The organism is Emcibacter sp. SYSU 3D8 (assembly GCF_039655875.1).
In the GTDB taxonomy this organism is placed as follows: domain Bacteria; phylum Pseudomonadota; class Alphaproteobacteria; order SMXS01; family SMXS01; genus RI-34.
Genome location: NZ_JBBYXK010000009.1, coordinates 17,222 through 30,968, shown reverse-complemented (window position 1 = coordinate 30,968; position 13,747 = coordinate 17,222). Strand labels below are relative to the sequence as shown.

The 13,747-nt window shown below is 60.9% G+C and carries 11 protein-coding genes and 3 pseudogenes; 2 read left to right on the top strand and 12 right to left on the bottom strand.

The features are described 5' to 3' along the window. Position 1 precedes the first annotated feature (1 nt). The 12 genes and pseudogenes from WJU21_RS19115 to WJU21_RS19060 all read right to left on the bottom strand — a co-directional run. Positions 2-748, bottom strand: coding sequence for a hypothetical protein (locus tag WJU21_RS19115; protein WP_346325068.1), 747 nt, complete (start codon positions 746-748; stop codon positions 2-4). Beyond that, the gene (locus WJU21_RS19110) at positions 745-1,488 is read right to left on the bottom strand and encodes a class I SAM-dependent methyltransferase (protein WP_346325067.1); all 744 of its coding nucleotides are present in this window, start codon (positions 1,486-1,488) and stop codon (positions 745-747) included. The genes WJU21_RS19115 and WJU21_RS19110 overlap by 4 nt, the downstream gene beginning before the upstream one ends. After that, positions 1,485-2,468 (bottom strand): class I SAM-dependent methyltransferase, encoded by a 984-nt coding sequence (locus WJU21_RS19105; protein ID WP_346325066.1) that lies wholly within the window; start codon positions 2,466-2,468, stop codon positions 1,485-1,487. The genes WJU21_RS19110 and WJU21_RS19105 overlap by 4 nt, the downstream gene beginning before the upstream one ends. Before the next feature lie 13 nt (positions 2,469-2,481). After that, entirely contained in the window at positions 2,482-3,774 is a 1,293-nt protein-coding gene (locus WJU21_RS19100) for an oligosaccharide flippase family protein (protein ID WP_346325065.1), read from the bottom strand. Beyond that, complete coding sequence (locus tag WJU21_RS19095; RefSeq protein ID WP_346325064.1) at positions 3,774-4,964, bottom strand: glycosyltransferase family 1 protein; 1,191 nt, start codon at positions 4,962-4,964, stop codon at positions 3,774-3,776. Before WJU21_RS19095 ends, WJU21_RS19100 begins: the two co-directional genes overlap by 1 nt. Then, a complete protein-coding gene (locus WJU21_RS19090) occupies positions 4,961-6,115 on the bottom strand; it encodes a glycosyltransferase family 1 protein (RefSeq protein WP_346325063.1) in 1,155 nt (384 codons plus the stop codon). Before WJU21_RS19090 ends, WJU21_RS19095 begins: the two co-directional genes overlap by 4 nt. Continuing rightward, the gene (locus WJU21_RS19085; protein ID WP_346325062.1) at positions 6,112-7,272 is read right to left on the bottom strand and encodes a glycosyltransferase family 4 protein; all 1,161 of its coding nucleotides are present in this window, start codon (positions 7,270-7,272) and stop codon (positions 6,112-6,114) included. The genes WJU21_RS19090 and WJU21_RS19085 overlap by 4 nt, the downstream gene beginning before the upstream one ends. Further along, complete coding sequence (locus tag WJU21_RS19080) at positions 7,272-8,054, bottom strand: FkbM family methyltransferase (RefSeq protein ID WP_346325061.1); 783 nt, start codon at positions 8,052-8,054, stop codon at positions 7,272-7,274. The genes WJU21_RS19085 and WJU21_RS19080 overlap by 1 nt, the downstream gene beginning before the upstream one ends. Next, positions 8,051-9,271: a glycosyltransferase family 4 protein gene (locus WJU21_RS19075; protein WP_346325060.1), complete on the bottom strand. Its 1,221-nt coding sequence runs from the start codon at positions 9,269-9,271 to the stop codon at positions 8,051-8,053. Before WJU21_RS19075 ends, WJU21_RS19080 begins: the two co-directional genes overlap by 4 nt. Further along, positions 9,271-10,131, bottom strand: coding sequence for a glycosyltransferase family 2 protein (locus WJU21_RS19070; protein WP_346325059.1), 861 nt, complete (start codon positions 10,129-10,131; stop codon positions 9,271-9,273). The genes WJU21_RS19075 and WJU21_RS19070 overlap by 1 nt, the downstream gene beginning before the upstream one ends. Before the next feature lie 37 nt (positions 10,132-10,168). Then, positions 10,169-11,668, bottom strand: coding sequence for an O-antigen ligase family protein (locus WJU21_RS19065; protein ID WP_346325058.1), 1,500 nt, complete (start codon positions 11,666-11,668; stop codon positions 10,169-10,171). 224 nt (positions 11,669-11,892) lie between these two features. Next, a pseudogene (locus WJU21_RS19060) lies at positions 11,893-12,270 on the bottom strand (transposase); the annotation flags it as partial. A gap of 328 nt (positions 12,271-12,598) precedes the next feature. On the opposite strand from WJU21_RS19060, the pseudogene WJU21_RS19055 reads away from it, so the two are divergent. Beyond that, positions 12,599-12,685: pseudogene (locus WJU21_RS19055) on the top strand (IS5/IS1182 family transposase); the annotation flags it as partial. Between the two features lie 253 nt (positions 12,686-12,938). Further along, positions 12,939-13,738: pseudogene (locus WJU21_RS19050) on the top strand (IS5 family transposase). The last annotated feature ends 9 nt before the right edge of the window (positions 13,739-13,747 follow it).

Genomic DNA, 13,747 nt, shown 5'->3' with positions numbered 1-13,747 from the left:
GCTAAACCTCTTGGGTGTTCTTATCGAAGCGCCTGATGGTTTCCGGCAACGGCGGCGGCGCATCCGGCTCGATGATGCTGCGGGTGCGCCAATAGTAGTTGGTCCGCCGAATTTCAGCCGGATTGCCCGAAAGCATGCTAAAGCGATTCGGATGTTTCTTGGTAATCACGCTGCCGCTTCCTACCACACTCCGGTCGGCTAGGCCGGATCCCGGCGTGAAGATGCAGCTCGATCCAACGAAGCAGTCCTTGCCGATGTCGATGTCGCGATTTTCGGAGGTATGCCCGTGGGTCCAAAATTCGCTACGGATGCCGGCGATATGCGTGCCGGCACCGATCCGGATGCGATCGATCACATCGACCCAGTGTTCGATGGTGAGCAGCGCGTATTCCTCCAGCACCAGTTCACGCCGATAGCCGAATGCCGCGTGATCCTTGCGCACCGCCCAGAAGCCTGACACGATCGTGTTGCCCGAACCGATCGCGCTGCGGTGCCGCATCTCCAGCCGGAAGGGCCCGACAATCTTATTGCGCACACCGATGTGAGCCTCGGACATATCCAGGGCTTCGATGGCGATGACCGTGCCTCTTCCGACGGCGCTGTTGCGGATGCTGTAGCCAAGCAACCGGTAGAGGCAACAGCGAAGCCCGTTGAGCGGCAATCTCGAGATGATTTCCGCGCACAACCGGCGCCAGCGGAGCTGCCGCCTGATCCTATCGAAATCCTGCGCTCGGGGCTTGTCTGTCATGGCTGCGGGCCACCCACAACAAGCGCACGCTTTCTGAGGACGAAGGAGTAGTTCGCATAGCCCCGGAAACCGCGAAGATTGCGCTTGCGGTCGAGCGCGTCAAACAGCAGCGCCAATACGTTTACGGACGCCACGAATAGCCCTTCGATCGCTCCCGCCAGCGGACGCAGGAGCGCGAACCGGTTGAAGCGCCGCAGCTGCTCCGACGCCTTGATGTTTACGATCATCAGCAGGGTCGGCAGCGTCGCGCATTGCGGATCGACCTCGACGATGTCGAACCCGGATCGCGCCGACATGGCTTGGATTCCCTCATGGGTGTAGCGGTAATAGTCGCCCGGCGAGGAGTGGTAAGGGAACAGGAACGGCACGGTCACGATGGCCAGCCCACGGGCCTTGAGCACGCGCGATGCCTCGTCGAGTACCCGCCAGGGCTCCGGCACGTGCTCCAGCACCTGAAAGCAAACCACAGAATCGAAGCTTTCATCGGGAAACGACAGATCGTCAGCAGGGCACCCGACAACTGTGGCGTTGCGCGGATACTGGTCGCAGCCCACATATTCGGACACACGGTCTTGGAACAGCACGCGATAGGGCATGGAGCCGCAGCCGATGTCGAGCAGTCGATGGTGTTCCGTGGGCGCGAAGTATTGTTCGGCCCAGCCCGATATAGTTCGCGACAAAGCCCGGTTGAGCATGTAGGTAGGCTGCCACAGCCTCGGGTGCAGCTTGCGTTGGCTCAATGGGATAGCTCCCGCTTGCGCGCCAGAATTCGCAGATCGCACCGATCCGGCCCCTCCGCATACCACGTCCTGTCGTCCAGGATCGCCAGGGGGCCATAAAGCTGTCTCGTCAGTATACGGCGCGCGCGAATCCGGATGGGGTCCATAGACCCGGGACGCCTGATGCCAATTTCCGCCGAGCGGAGAACATCGAAACCGGCGCGGGAAAGTAGGGCGACTAGGCCAGAGTGGGAGAAAAACCACAGGTGGGGTAGGTCGCTAGTTCGTGCCTCCCGCATGAGTTCCTCTCGCGTGTCGTTGGGAACCTCGATCATCAGCAGGCCGCCGGTCTTCAGATAATGGCGAAGGGCCATCAGGCTTGAAACCGGGTCGATCAGATGCTCGAAGACATGCGAGAGGCTGATCACGTCGAACGCGCTGGGGGACAGAACCCGCCGTTCCCAAAACCCGGCGAAATCCCGTTCCAGGATCGCGAGCGCGCACAACGACGCCTCCGCCTCGTTGTCCGGTTCGACGGCAGTCAGTCGCCAGTCGGGCATCTCCCGGCGCACCGTGTGCAGCAGCATGCCATAGCCGGCGCCCACATCGAGCCACTCCCCGGTCGCCGGCGCGGCGGCCTTGATCCACGCCGCCTGGCTACGGGTCTGTGCCTGATAGTTGGGACTGGTGATGTAGTTGTCGATGTCCCGCCGTTTGTTCATCACGCGCCGGTACGCGTCGCGATAGAAGCTTTCCAGCGTCGCCGGATCCGGCATCGGATCGGCGCAGCCGAGCCCGCGCGTGCCGTTCCATAACAGCCTGAGCGGCGCGAACATGCCGACGCCGGCGTCGCCGCTGATCTGTGCCGGCATCCTGTAGGGACGCAGCGGCTCCACAGTGTCGTTGGACCACGCCAGAGGCAGGCCGTTGGTTGCCGGAATGCTTTCTTCAGTCAGGATGGCGTTTCTCCTTGTCGAGTTTGAACATACCCGCGCACGCAATTTAGAACCGGTCTCATACCTTGAGCGCCCGACGCACCGCCATGAAGTCCGACCGTTTCGGGATCAGGACGTCGATCGGCGATATGCCCATCGACAACCTGAGTGTCAGCAGATGTGCGCCCAACAGGCTGACATAGCCAAGCGTGGCCGCCGCGGCGGCGCCGACCGCGCCCCATCGTGGCGTCAGGATCAGCATGGCGACGCCATTGACCGCGAACCCGATGGCGCTGCACATGGTGACCAGTCTCATCCTGCCGGCCGCGACCGCCGGCATGCTTGCGAGCTGGAAAAGGACCGCCGCAACGATCCCGGGGATCATGGTGCGGCAGATGGCTACGCTTGAAACGAACGCGGAGCCATACAAGATTGGTATCAGGTAACCTGCCACCAGCATCAGAACGACACCAGCGGGCACCAGTACCAACACACTCATCCTGACCAAGTCCATTGCGCGCTGAACGGCATCGCTCTTATCTCGCTGCTGGGCCAAGTAAGGGATCATCACGAAGGAGATTTGCATGGTCAACGTGCCCATGTACTCGGCCAGGCGCGCGCCGATGGCGAAATAGCCGGCAGCCTCCGCGCCCGTGATCTTTTCGAGCATCACGACATTGACACGGTTGATCATGTTGAACAGCAGGGAATAGAGCTGGAACAGGATGCCGTAGCCGAGCATGGCTTTCACCGCCCCGGTGACCGCCCCCATACGGGGACCATTCAGCAGCGCACCACGCAACGACCAGCATCCGACTGCGGCGATGACGGCGTGGAATCCGATCTCGATAACCAGCACTGCCCCGATGGAGATCACGCCGAGCATCCACAGCAGGCCCATGACGGCCACGCGCAATACAGCGCCGCCCGAAACAGTCAGGTTCAGCCAGAAGATACGCCGTCGGGCACGGAGGACCGAGCGCACCATGTCGCTGACAAACACAACGGGGATCGCGAGAGCGATCAGGACCCAGCCAAGAATACGCTGCTCGGGTGGAAAATTAGGCGCCATCGAGAACAATACAGCCCAGCCCAACATCATGACCACGGGCATTAGGGCTAGGACGCCGCCCAGATAGTCCGCCGCCGTCAGCCCACTATCCGAATCGTTCAGCCGGCTGATCAGCGATTTGCCAATACCGAGGCTGGAAATCAGGGTGCTGATCGATACCGCCGCCCATGCAGCCGCGACGACGCCGCGCCCTTCGGGCTCGAGCGCACGTGCCGACATGATGCCGAAGACTACGCCCGAGATGAGATTGATTCCCTCGGCCGCGTAGGTTGACAGAAGTTGGTCCCGTAACCGTGCCATCAGTGCGGCCTTCCCGTCGTACCCGCCACGGTCTGCAGCAGTTCGACATAGCGCGACGCGGCAGTGTCCCAGCCGTAGAGCGCCGCCCGCACCCTCCCGGCGGCGGAAAGCTGCACCTGCAGGCAGCCGTCGGTCCAAACTCGCTCCAAGGCGGCCGCGATCTCCGGCACATTGGTCGGCTGCACCAGGATCGCCGCGTCGCCCGCCACCTCGGCAAGCGACGTGGTCGCGCTGGTAACAACCGGAATGCCGGCGGCATACGCCTCGAGCACCGGCAGGCCGAAGCCTTCGAACAGCGAGGGAAAGGCGAACAAGCGGGCGCCGGCCATCAGCACCCGCAAATCGTCGAACGATACCGAGCCGGCCAGGATAACCCGGCCGCCAAGGCCGAGCCGGGCGATGTCGTCATGGAGCAATGGGGTCTCGCTGTTTTCGCCACCGGCGATGACCAGTCGGGCGGCCGGATCGCGCACCGCGAGCCGGGCGGCGAACGCCTCGATAAGCCGGCGCAGGTTCTTGTGCGGCGTGTGCTGGCCGATGGAGAGGATGTATTCGTGACCGGGCGCCATGCCGATGCGACCGCACGCATCGTCGAGGGCCGGTTGCGCCCTGTCGGCGGCCCAGACCGACATGTCGACTCCATGGGGGATCACCAGGGCAGGCTGGTGCGCCCGGTATCCCAGCGACCCCAGATGATCCAGGGTGAACTGGGACGGCGCGACGATAGCCGACGCCCGCGCCAGGCATGCCCGGACGGATTGGCGCCACAACGCCGTCCAAGCCATGCGGCGCGGCAGCGACACGCCCGGGTCGCGGGCATGCCGGTCCAGCAGGCGCAGATCGTGGACAATGCCGACGAATGGCTGGTCGTCGCCGCCTAGCGGCCATTGCCAGCCGCTGAGATACACGTCGTGCCGGCCAATCAGGGGTGTCAGGTTCGCGCCGCCCGCAAGCCAGCGGAGCCGGTTGCTCCATCGTGTTCCCGGCGCGGACGCGACCCGCCACGGACCATCGGGAAAGCGGCCCTCGAGATGCTTCGGATCTGCCCATGAAGGGCAGACTAGGGTAAATTGGATATCGTCCGAATGATGGGTGACAAAATTGTACAGCACCGCCTCGAGAAAGGTGCGCGTTCCTGTGTGCCGGCCTACCAGTGCCTCGGCCCATATGGCCACATTAAGGCGACTCATAATCGCCCCCCGGCTGCCGCATCCTCGAGCACGGCGCACAGTTGCTCCGCCGCCGTCTCCGGCGCAAATCGGTGCGCCCGCGCCAGGCTGGCGGTTCGCTTCTCCGCCAGCAGCGGCGGATCACCAAGAAGGACCGCCATGGTGCCTGCCATGGCGACCGGGTCCGCCGGATCGAAATACGATCCCGCGTCGCCCAGGATTTCGTGGGCGAAGGGTAGGTCGGATGCGGCGACGGGGCATCCCTGCATCAGCGCCTCGGCCAACGGCAGCCCGAAGGATTCGCTGATCGACGGAAACACGGCCAGTTCAACCGTGCCATAAACGGCTGCAACCTCCGACGCGGTGATCGAGCCGAGCCAGATAATCCCATCGGCGACGCCGAGGTCGCGCGCCGCCGCATGGATGGAAGCGGTGACTGCATCCCCTTTGCCGGGCCGCGGCACTGTCAGCAGGAGACTGGCCGTTGGTATCGACCGGCGTAGGTGGGCAAAGGCGCGCACCAGGACAAGATGATTCTTGTGGCTTCGCGGCAACGATATATAGGCCACGCATGGCCGGCCGGCGTCCGCCAGGACACTCAGGACATGACCCCCAGCCCCGCCCGAGGCCACGGATGCGGCTGGACTGGGAATTACCACCGTGCGCCGTGCGGCGCCGGGCAGGAACTTGTCCAGCAGAACCTTCATATGGGTACTCTGCACGACGATGCGCGCGACGAACCGGAAACTAGCCCTAAGATAGCCACGTATGAGTAACAGGCGCAGCCGCTCGCCGGGGCGGGACGAGGACGGCTTCTGCAGCGCCTTCATCTGTTGCAGGAATATAACTACCGGCGCGGCCGAGCAGGTGGGCGGCAAATTAGCAAAGCTCAAGACAACGTCGGCATGCCGCTGCCGCACCACCTTGCCCAGGCCGCGGGTCAGCCAGCGCGCTCGCGACAACCAGCCCGCACCGGTAACACCAAAGACTTCCACTTTCCGCGAGGCATGCCCAAGATCCAGGCTGTTCGCGGTCTCAGGCAGCATGAAGAAGGCCCAGTGCCACTGGGGGCGGCATGCCGGAAGATGCTCGACCAGGAGTTCGAGCAGACGAACGCCACCACCATCCCGGATGCCGACGCCATCAAAAACCACGCTCAGCCTTCCCGTCATAGATGGCCTGCCGATGCAGCGCGTTTTCCCGGCACCAGCCGGGCGGCCATGTCCAGCACCCGGTCGGTCCAGACGTCGGCCCCATAGGCGGCTGCCAAGCTGCGGGAGCGAGCACCCATGACCGGTAGTCGGTTGCCATTGTCGTGCATCCACAGCAACGCATCGCAAAGGCGGCCCACGTCCTCCGTGGGTATCACCAGGCCGTTATAGAAATGTCGGACATTTTCGACAGTCGAGCCGCATGCTTCGCTCGCGATGATGGGCAGGCCCGCGGCAGCGGCCTCGACGATCACCAAGGGCCACGCATCGAATCGGCTGGGGATCACAAACACGCCAGCGGCCCGCCAATGAAGCGGCATTGCGTGCGGATCCACAAAGCCCAGGTCGGTAACGCCCTCGCGACCGGCCAAAGCGCCCGCCATGGGGCCCATACCTGCGGCGACCAGCGGCCAAGCGTCCGGGCGGCGCGCCCGGTAACGGCCATAGGCGTCGAGCATGAGGTCGATCGCCTTGCGCGGATGATATCTGCCAGCGAAGAAAAAGCTGCGCGGCCAGCCGTCCAATCCGGCGACACGCTGGTCATAGATAGGCGCCAATGCTTTATAGTCGATGGAGACCGCGCCGCGCTGGATTCGATCCTCACCAATGCCGAGGAACCTGGCGTACTGCCAGGCGCGTTCGCCGGTCACGAAGAAGTGGTCGACATGCCGCAGCATTGGCCTGAGCGCCAGCCGCCCCACATATTGACGCAGGGTCCGCCGCAACTGGTTGTCCATCATCAGCACTTTGGGCACGTCCTTCAGGCGCTTGTCGGCGTAGAGCGGCCGGAACGCTGGTTCGGACCAGCCGCTGATCAGCAACAGGTCGGGCCTAAGCTCGCCGACCAGGTCCGCGGTGACCTTGGCCTCGCGCCGTTCGGCTCCGGCGAGCAGGCGGGACGGCACGCCCGCCATGATGCCGGTAGTGAACGCCACAAGGTCGCCCGCCTCCGGCTTGAACCCGATGACAAATAGGTCCACGCCAACGCGCGCGGCCAGTTCACGCCAACACGCAGCCATGTAGGCGTTGACCAGCGGATAGCAGATCACTATCCGCAAGCGATCCGCCACTGCCAAACGCTCGGGGATCGGGCGCACATCTTTCTGCTCCCTACCCATCAGGCCGCCCGACCCTTTGTGGAACGGGGCCGCAGGACGCAGCTGTTGCCATAGCGGTCGACGAGGTCGAACCTGCCGGTTGCAAGCAATCGGCCCAAGAGGATCTCGGCATCCTCGCCTACGCTGGATGTGTGCAGCTCGATGATAATGATTTTAGCGGCGGCGGCAGCTTCGAGATCATGCTCGATCACGCCCCATTCAGCGCCCTCGATGTCGGCGATCAAGGAAAAGTCCCTCACTTGGTGTCGCCTCAGGATCCGCGACAGCGTGACCGTCGGTGTGCGGATCACCGACACGCCGCCATCCGCTGCATGCCTTACCCGGCCGTCGGTAGAGTGTCGTCCGACGCTGAACGAAACCTCCTCTTCCGGCCCATAATGGATCGCCGCAACCTCGACAAACACGTTGGCGTCGCAGCCATTCACTTCCAAGGTCCGACGCAGAATGGGCGCCAACAACGGATTGGCCTCCACCGCAACGATCCGCCGCGGCTGCGACACGCGCCGGCGGATAATGGAGGTCAGCACACCCAGGCTTGCCCCCAGTTCGACTACGTCGGCGTCACCGGGCAGATAGCGCGCGACGAAGCGCCGCTCGGCCGACTCGTATATGCCGAAGAACAGCTTGGCCTTGATTTCGGGACTGACCAGAGGATTGCTGGAGTCAATCCTCAAGCCAAAGGCTGGGATTCGGTTTCCCGTCGCGGCGGCGATGACGCCGCCGACCATGCGGTGCGTCAGGAGCGATGCCATGGCGCGCTTGGCCTGCAGCATGATCGTCATACCGCCCTGGCCGTGAGCCTTGCGGGCGCATGGTCCTCAAGGAGCGCGTGGACGAGCGCCCGCGCTTGGACGAAGCGCGCGGACCAGCCATTGGCGCCAGCGAATTCCCGGGATGCACATGCCAGCTTGTCCCGGAGCCCCAGCGCATTATGCATGGCCGCGGCCACCTCTTCGGTAGTGTCTGCGATCAGTGCTGGGTTTGTCCCATAGCGATATTCCTCGTGCGAGGTCGAGATGATCGGCAGGCCCGCCGCCGCCATCTCGTAAAGTTTCAGCGGGTTCTGCCCCTCGTACTGGCGCGGATCACGCTTGCGGTCGTAGAGCATCAGCCCGACGTCGGCGTGCTGCAGGCAGGCGGCGACAACCGACGCTGACCGTGGGCCAATTACATGGACTCGCTGGTCGTGCGTCGCCAGGCGGCGCGCCCACTCGGCTTCAGGTCCCAGTAGGACAAGCGATCCCTCGCCGTTTGGCAACGCCGCCAGCGCCGCCTCCATGAGCGTCGCATCCGCCTTCTCAAGCAGGCCGACCCAGATCAGGCGCGGGCGCAGACAGTTCGCCACCTCGGGCGGCTCCGGCTTGAGGGTAGCAAACAGCTCCAGATCAGCGCCCTGCCCGATCACCGTAATCTTGTCGCGCGGCACCTGGCGTTCGCGCACCAGATAGCGGGCCAGTGCCTCGCCGATCGCCACAATCGCATCCGCGTCGCGGTAGTCATGTTGTTCCAGTAGATTTTGGGCGGGGCCGGCATAAGCTTCATACACGTCGACACATTGGACGATCCGCTTTGCGTCGGGGAAGGTCCGAAGCAGGCCGTCAGCGTCACCGCCCGTCGACCAAATGATGCGCGGCGACGGTTGCGACGCCTCGGCCATGAGCCGCGGCAGAGAAGGACAGATAGTCTGATAGCCGAGACGGGCCGATTGCGCCCACACTCGAGCGCCAAGGCGCGCTGACTTGATGATCGGCGCCAAGGTGAACGGCAGGATTTCCAGCGCGCCGTCCGAGGACCGCTCCACGCGGGAACCGAAGCGATATCCGTGCGAATTGTTCTTTTGAAACAGCACATGGCCCGCATGATAAGGGCGGCCGAGCCAGGTGACCGGATAGCCGGCCTGCAGGAAATGCTGCGCCAGAATATTCGTGCTGCCTCGGAGCATGCCTTGCCAGCGGTTTCCCCGATGAAACAGCAGGCTGGGAAGATGGGTGGATGGCATCACTGGGGACCCAGTGCGGACAATGGCGGGAGACCATCCTTGCGCGACGTCGGCTGACGTTCCATCGCATCGCGGATCAGCGCTTCGTTCCGTTCGCGTGAGCCGCCATGACGGCGCCCCCAACCCAGGTAGTAGACCGTCGTATTGCTTGTGAACTGGTAAAGCGCCCAGATGAAGCCGACGCGGCCGTCAAGGAAGCCACGCATCAGTAAATAGGCACGGATGAAGCGCCACAGTGGGACGAACAGGACCTTGTAGGTGGGAAATGTCTCTCCCTTGGCAAGTAGTCGTTCCACCTCCAAATGGGAGTATTGATAGTTCTTCCGTAGTCTTTCTGCAAAATCCGTGTCGTTGAGGTGGGCCATCCTGCCCTGGAGCTGGCCAATGTCGCTGACAGGTCCGTCTAGATGGATCCGCTCATGCACCCTCTGTGTCCACGACGTCAGGGATCGCCGGGACAGCCAGGGCTGATTCCAGTACTGGAACCCGCCGTAACGAACCGGGTGGTTCATGAAATACTGATGCAGCCGATAGCAGTAGGCGATCTTGTTTGGCGACTGGATCGCCGTTCGAATCTCCCGCTCCAATTCTGGCGTCAACCGCATGTCGCAATCGACCTGCAGCAGCCATTCGCCCCGCGCGAAGTGGACGCCCTTTTGCCGCTGGTCACAAAAACCCTCGTCGGCAGTGCGGCGACAGGAAAAGAATTTCACCCTTGGACCGGCCGAGCGGGCGATTTCTTCGGTCCGATCGGTAGATCCGTCATCGATGATGACGATTTCATCAGCGATGGGGAGGAAGTTTTCCAGAAACCGAGGAAGATCACTCTCCTCGTCCTTCGTGATGACGACAACGCTCAATTGAATCTTCGGAGTCTCCTGCCTCATAACCAATTGTCTAGCTTCTTCTATCCAAACGACGTTTTTCTTGCTTGGTGACAGAACTATTGCCCATTGACCTAGGCGAGTGCGTTGATGATTCCGGATATACTCTCTTTCGGTTCTGCAGCCGGAAAAGCGCGTCACCAGCAATTACAGCTAGAAACGCCAATATCATAAAAAAGCAGCGTGCAACCTGGATCGCATAATTGTCCGACAATATCAAAAGTGCCGCAATCAATAGAGGCACATCAACCGCTGAACGGCCAAGTCGTCTAATACTCAAAAATAGACCTAATAAGCCCACAAAACCTAATATTCCCATGTTTCTCAATATCAGCAACCATCCATTTGATACAAATCCCCAATTGTAATTGTCAATCCTCTCAGACGCAAACGCTGCTATATCCATTGATTGGAACCAGATTTTATCTGTATTCAAACCAAATCCAAATACCAGAACGCTCGGATCTTTCATTATGTACAGCAGGAAATTTGAAGTACCATCTACATAGCGCAACTGAATTGAGCTATCTTCTAACCCACTGGATACCGTGCGCTCAAATCGGTTGTAAATTTGATTGGAGAAAGAGGTGCCCCCAAGATCATCGGGCGTCGCCGAAAGAAACACCCATAGGGCAAGCCCCCCCACAAAACATGATGCCACGAATAATTTGTACCTCCGGCTTCCTTCGACAAGCGCAAATAACACGATCAATCCAATCACCCAAGCATGCCGAGATCCTGATGCGAGTACAGCGAAGCTTAGAAGGATGAAAGCCGAATAACGTACACTCTTGGTGATGTGCTTTGCATATAATAACCACGCACTCGCCAGCACCATCATACCACCAAAGGTTGTTGAGACATCCCATGTACCCAACGCGCGAATAACGCCCGTATTCTCCACTCCGGCAACATAACGTAGCTGGTAGAAGCGGTCGGAAAATCCGGCAAGGCTGAGGTAACCCCTATATAGGGCGTTACCTGCGGATGGTGCTACCGTAAGGAGCACAAAGTGCAGGATTCCAAATGCGCCCGCAAGAACCGCTCCCTTGATCACCCATGCCGCAAGCAAACTGCCATCCAAACGGCCTGCAGCTATATTGGAGAATAGGCAGTAGAAGTAAATTAGCGCCAGTAGATACTGAGCACAGTACATAATCGACCGGAGTTCAAAGCCAGTGCGGACGAGACTCGAAAGGGTTGCCAGCAATACGGCGATGGCCAGGAGCCTTACGGAGTTTCCTATTGATCGACCTCTGTAAGGCACCGAGGGAAATCCAAGCTTATAAATACTGTATACTGTTACAATATCATAAATATAAAATAAATCTTTAATCTGTACCAAGGGCAAAAATAGACAGGTTGCAATGGGCAACGCACCTTCCAATGAACGGCGTGAGACCTCTTTATACTTCATAGACGGCCGCGCTAATTGGCTGGGCAATTCCGACGGGACCAAAGTGGGGCGCGCGGACATCTTATTACCACCTGCATTAACTACTTTTATATCCAAGACAACCCGCCCTTACTCCGGCTGCACATGAGACCAAATTTATCACCGTCGAAGGCCACACCAAGACATGCCCCTGCGACTTAGCGCCCCTTCAAGGCAGACTCCACTAACGGTCTCAGAGTCCGTTTGAGAATGCTCATGGATGGGCGATCGTGCGCAACCATGAAGCTTTCGATAGCGATGTGGGCATGGCCTCGGAGACGTCGAGACGCTGTTCGTAGCTTGTCGGTCCAGTTAACGATCTCCAGGACGAAGTCCCGATAGGCAGCAGCGTCGACGAGGCGGGTGCGGTCATCGGCGCCGTCGGCAAAGAGACGCTTCAACCACTGCCAGCACTTGCGGATGGCGGCGACAATGGCGTGGGCACCGGCGGTGTCCGAGATGTCGGCGACAGTGAAATTGACCATCAGCACCCGGCCATCGGTATCGACGGCGGTGTGTCGATTACGGCGCAGGACTTTCTTTCCTGCGTCATAACCGCGCTTTTGCAGTATCGGCGCCTTGATAGTCTGACTGTCGATCACGCCTACCGTTGGACACGCTTCCCGCCCGACCCGCTCGCGATCGGTCATCAGGGCAACGTCGTGGATGGTGCGGAATAACAGCAGCCGGACAAAGCGGCGAAGCCACCAATACACGGTTGGTGCCGCCATTGCCCAATCCGCCATACTACCGCACTCAGGTGCATTGCTGCGCCTAACTCGATGGTCAACGGCCAGCTTAAACAAGTATCCATACGGTCAAACGATTACCAGCCTTATTTCAGGCATCGATCCTATCAGGCTGCTGAAAAAGTGTCTCACCATCGACGGTTTGGGATGATTCTCTCTTCTGGCGCGGATAGGGAGTTTTTGGGAGGCGTGGCGAGGATTTTGAGAGGCTGTTTGATAATGGCTTGAAGGGGTCGCCGAGTCGTGATTCAAGCTGTGGATGTGGAACACAGCGACACGCGGCCGGATGGTGGCCATCGAGAAGAAAACGAAGCGGTATCCGAGCGACCTGACCGACGAGGAATGGGTTGCGCTCAAAGTTCTGCTTCGGCAAGGCATTCATCTCCTGCACATACTCGTCCCCGCGAGTGTCGAGTGCACATACTCGTCCCCGCGAGTGTCGAGATTCCGCGCAAGCCCAGCCCGGTCCATGCCTCGTCCCTGAGGCCATGAATAATTGCCCGCGCGCAATTGGTCTTAGTGTCTGCCCCGAAAAGAAGTTGAGAGATATCAGTGCGTTGTGATTCAGTCGCTGTTGCGAGACATCGACGGAGAGCCACATGTGGACCGACATCACCCGTGCTAAGCATGCGCGGAAGGGACTGCGCTATTCAAGCGATTTGACGGACGCCGAATGGGCGGTTCTTGAGCCGCTGATGCCGGCTCGCTCAAGGTTGGGCCGACCGCCCAGGTGGTCGCTCCGCGTGATCATGAACGGGGTGTTTTATGTGCTGCGCAGCGGTCAGCCCTGGCGGATGCTGCCCCGGGACTTTCCGCCGGTATCGACGGTGCAGCGCTATTTCTATGCGTGGCGCGACAGCGGGCTTTGAAGCACGGTCAATCATCTGCTGCTGATGGCCGTGCGTCTGGCGGCTGGACGGGAGGCCTCGCCCAGCGCCGGCGTGATCGACAGCCAGAGCGTGAAAACCACCGAAAGCGGCGGCCCTCGGGGGGGCAGCCAGCCCTCGGGCCGGCGAAGCCGGACCCGGGGGACGCGGGCAAGAAGATCAACGGCCGCAAGCGCCATATCCTGACCGGCACCCTGGGTCTGCTGGTCGCGGTGGTAGTCCATGCCGCCGACATCCAGGACCGCGACGGCGCGCCCGGTGTCCTGACCTCCATTCGGGCCAGCTTCCCCTGGTTGCGATATGTCTTTGCCGATGGAGACTGTGCCGGTGAGAAACTCGAAACCGTGCTCGAGGGGAAAGGCGACTGGACGCTCGAAACCATCAAGCGATCCGACACCGCCAAGGGCTTCGAGACCACCATCGAAAGCCCCACCGAATGGCTCCTGCTCGCCTCCGTCCAGCTCATGACACGCAGGCTCGCAAACACTTCATATACCTCACAAACATTATGAGTCAGACTC

Bases quoted from the DNA above. Each gene is read 5' to 3' on its own strand.
- WJU21_RS19115 (WP_346325068.1), bottom strand. From the start codon at position 748: ATGACAGACAAGCCCCGAGCGCAGGATTTCGATAGGATCAGGCGGCAG.
- WJU21_RS19100 (WP_346325065.1), bottom strand. From the start codon at position 3,774: ATGGCACGGTTACGGGACCAACTTCTGTCAACCTACGCGGCCGAGGGA.
- WJU21_RS19095 (WP_346325064.1), bottom strand. From the start codon at position 4,964: ATGAGTCGCCTTAATGTGGCCATATGGGCCGAGGCACTGGTAGGCCGG.
- WJU21_RS19090 (WP_346325063.1), bottom strand. From the start codon at position 6,115: ATGACGGGAAGGCTGAGCGTGGTTTTTGATGGCGTCGGCATCCGGGAT.
- WJU21_RS19085 (WP_346325062.1), bottom strand. From the start codon at position 7,272: ATGGGTAGGGAGCAGAAAGATGTGCGCCCGATCCCCGAGCGTTTGGCA.
- WJU21_RS19080 (WP_346325061.1), bottom strand. From the start codon at position 8,054: ATGACGATCATGCTGCAGGCCAAGCGCGCCATGGCATCGCTCCTGACG.
- WJU21_RS19075 (WP_346325060.1), bottom strand. From the start codon at position 9,271: ATGCCATCCACCCATCTTCCCAGCCTGCTGTTTCATCGGGGAAACCGC.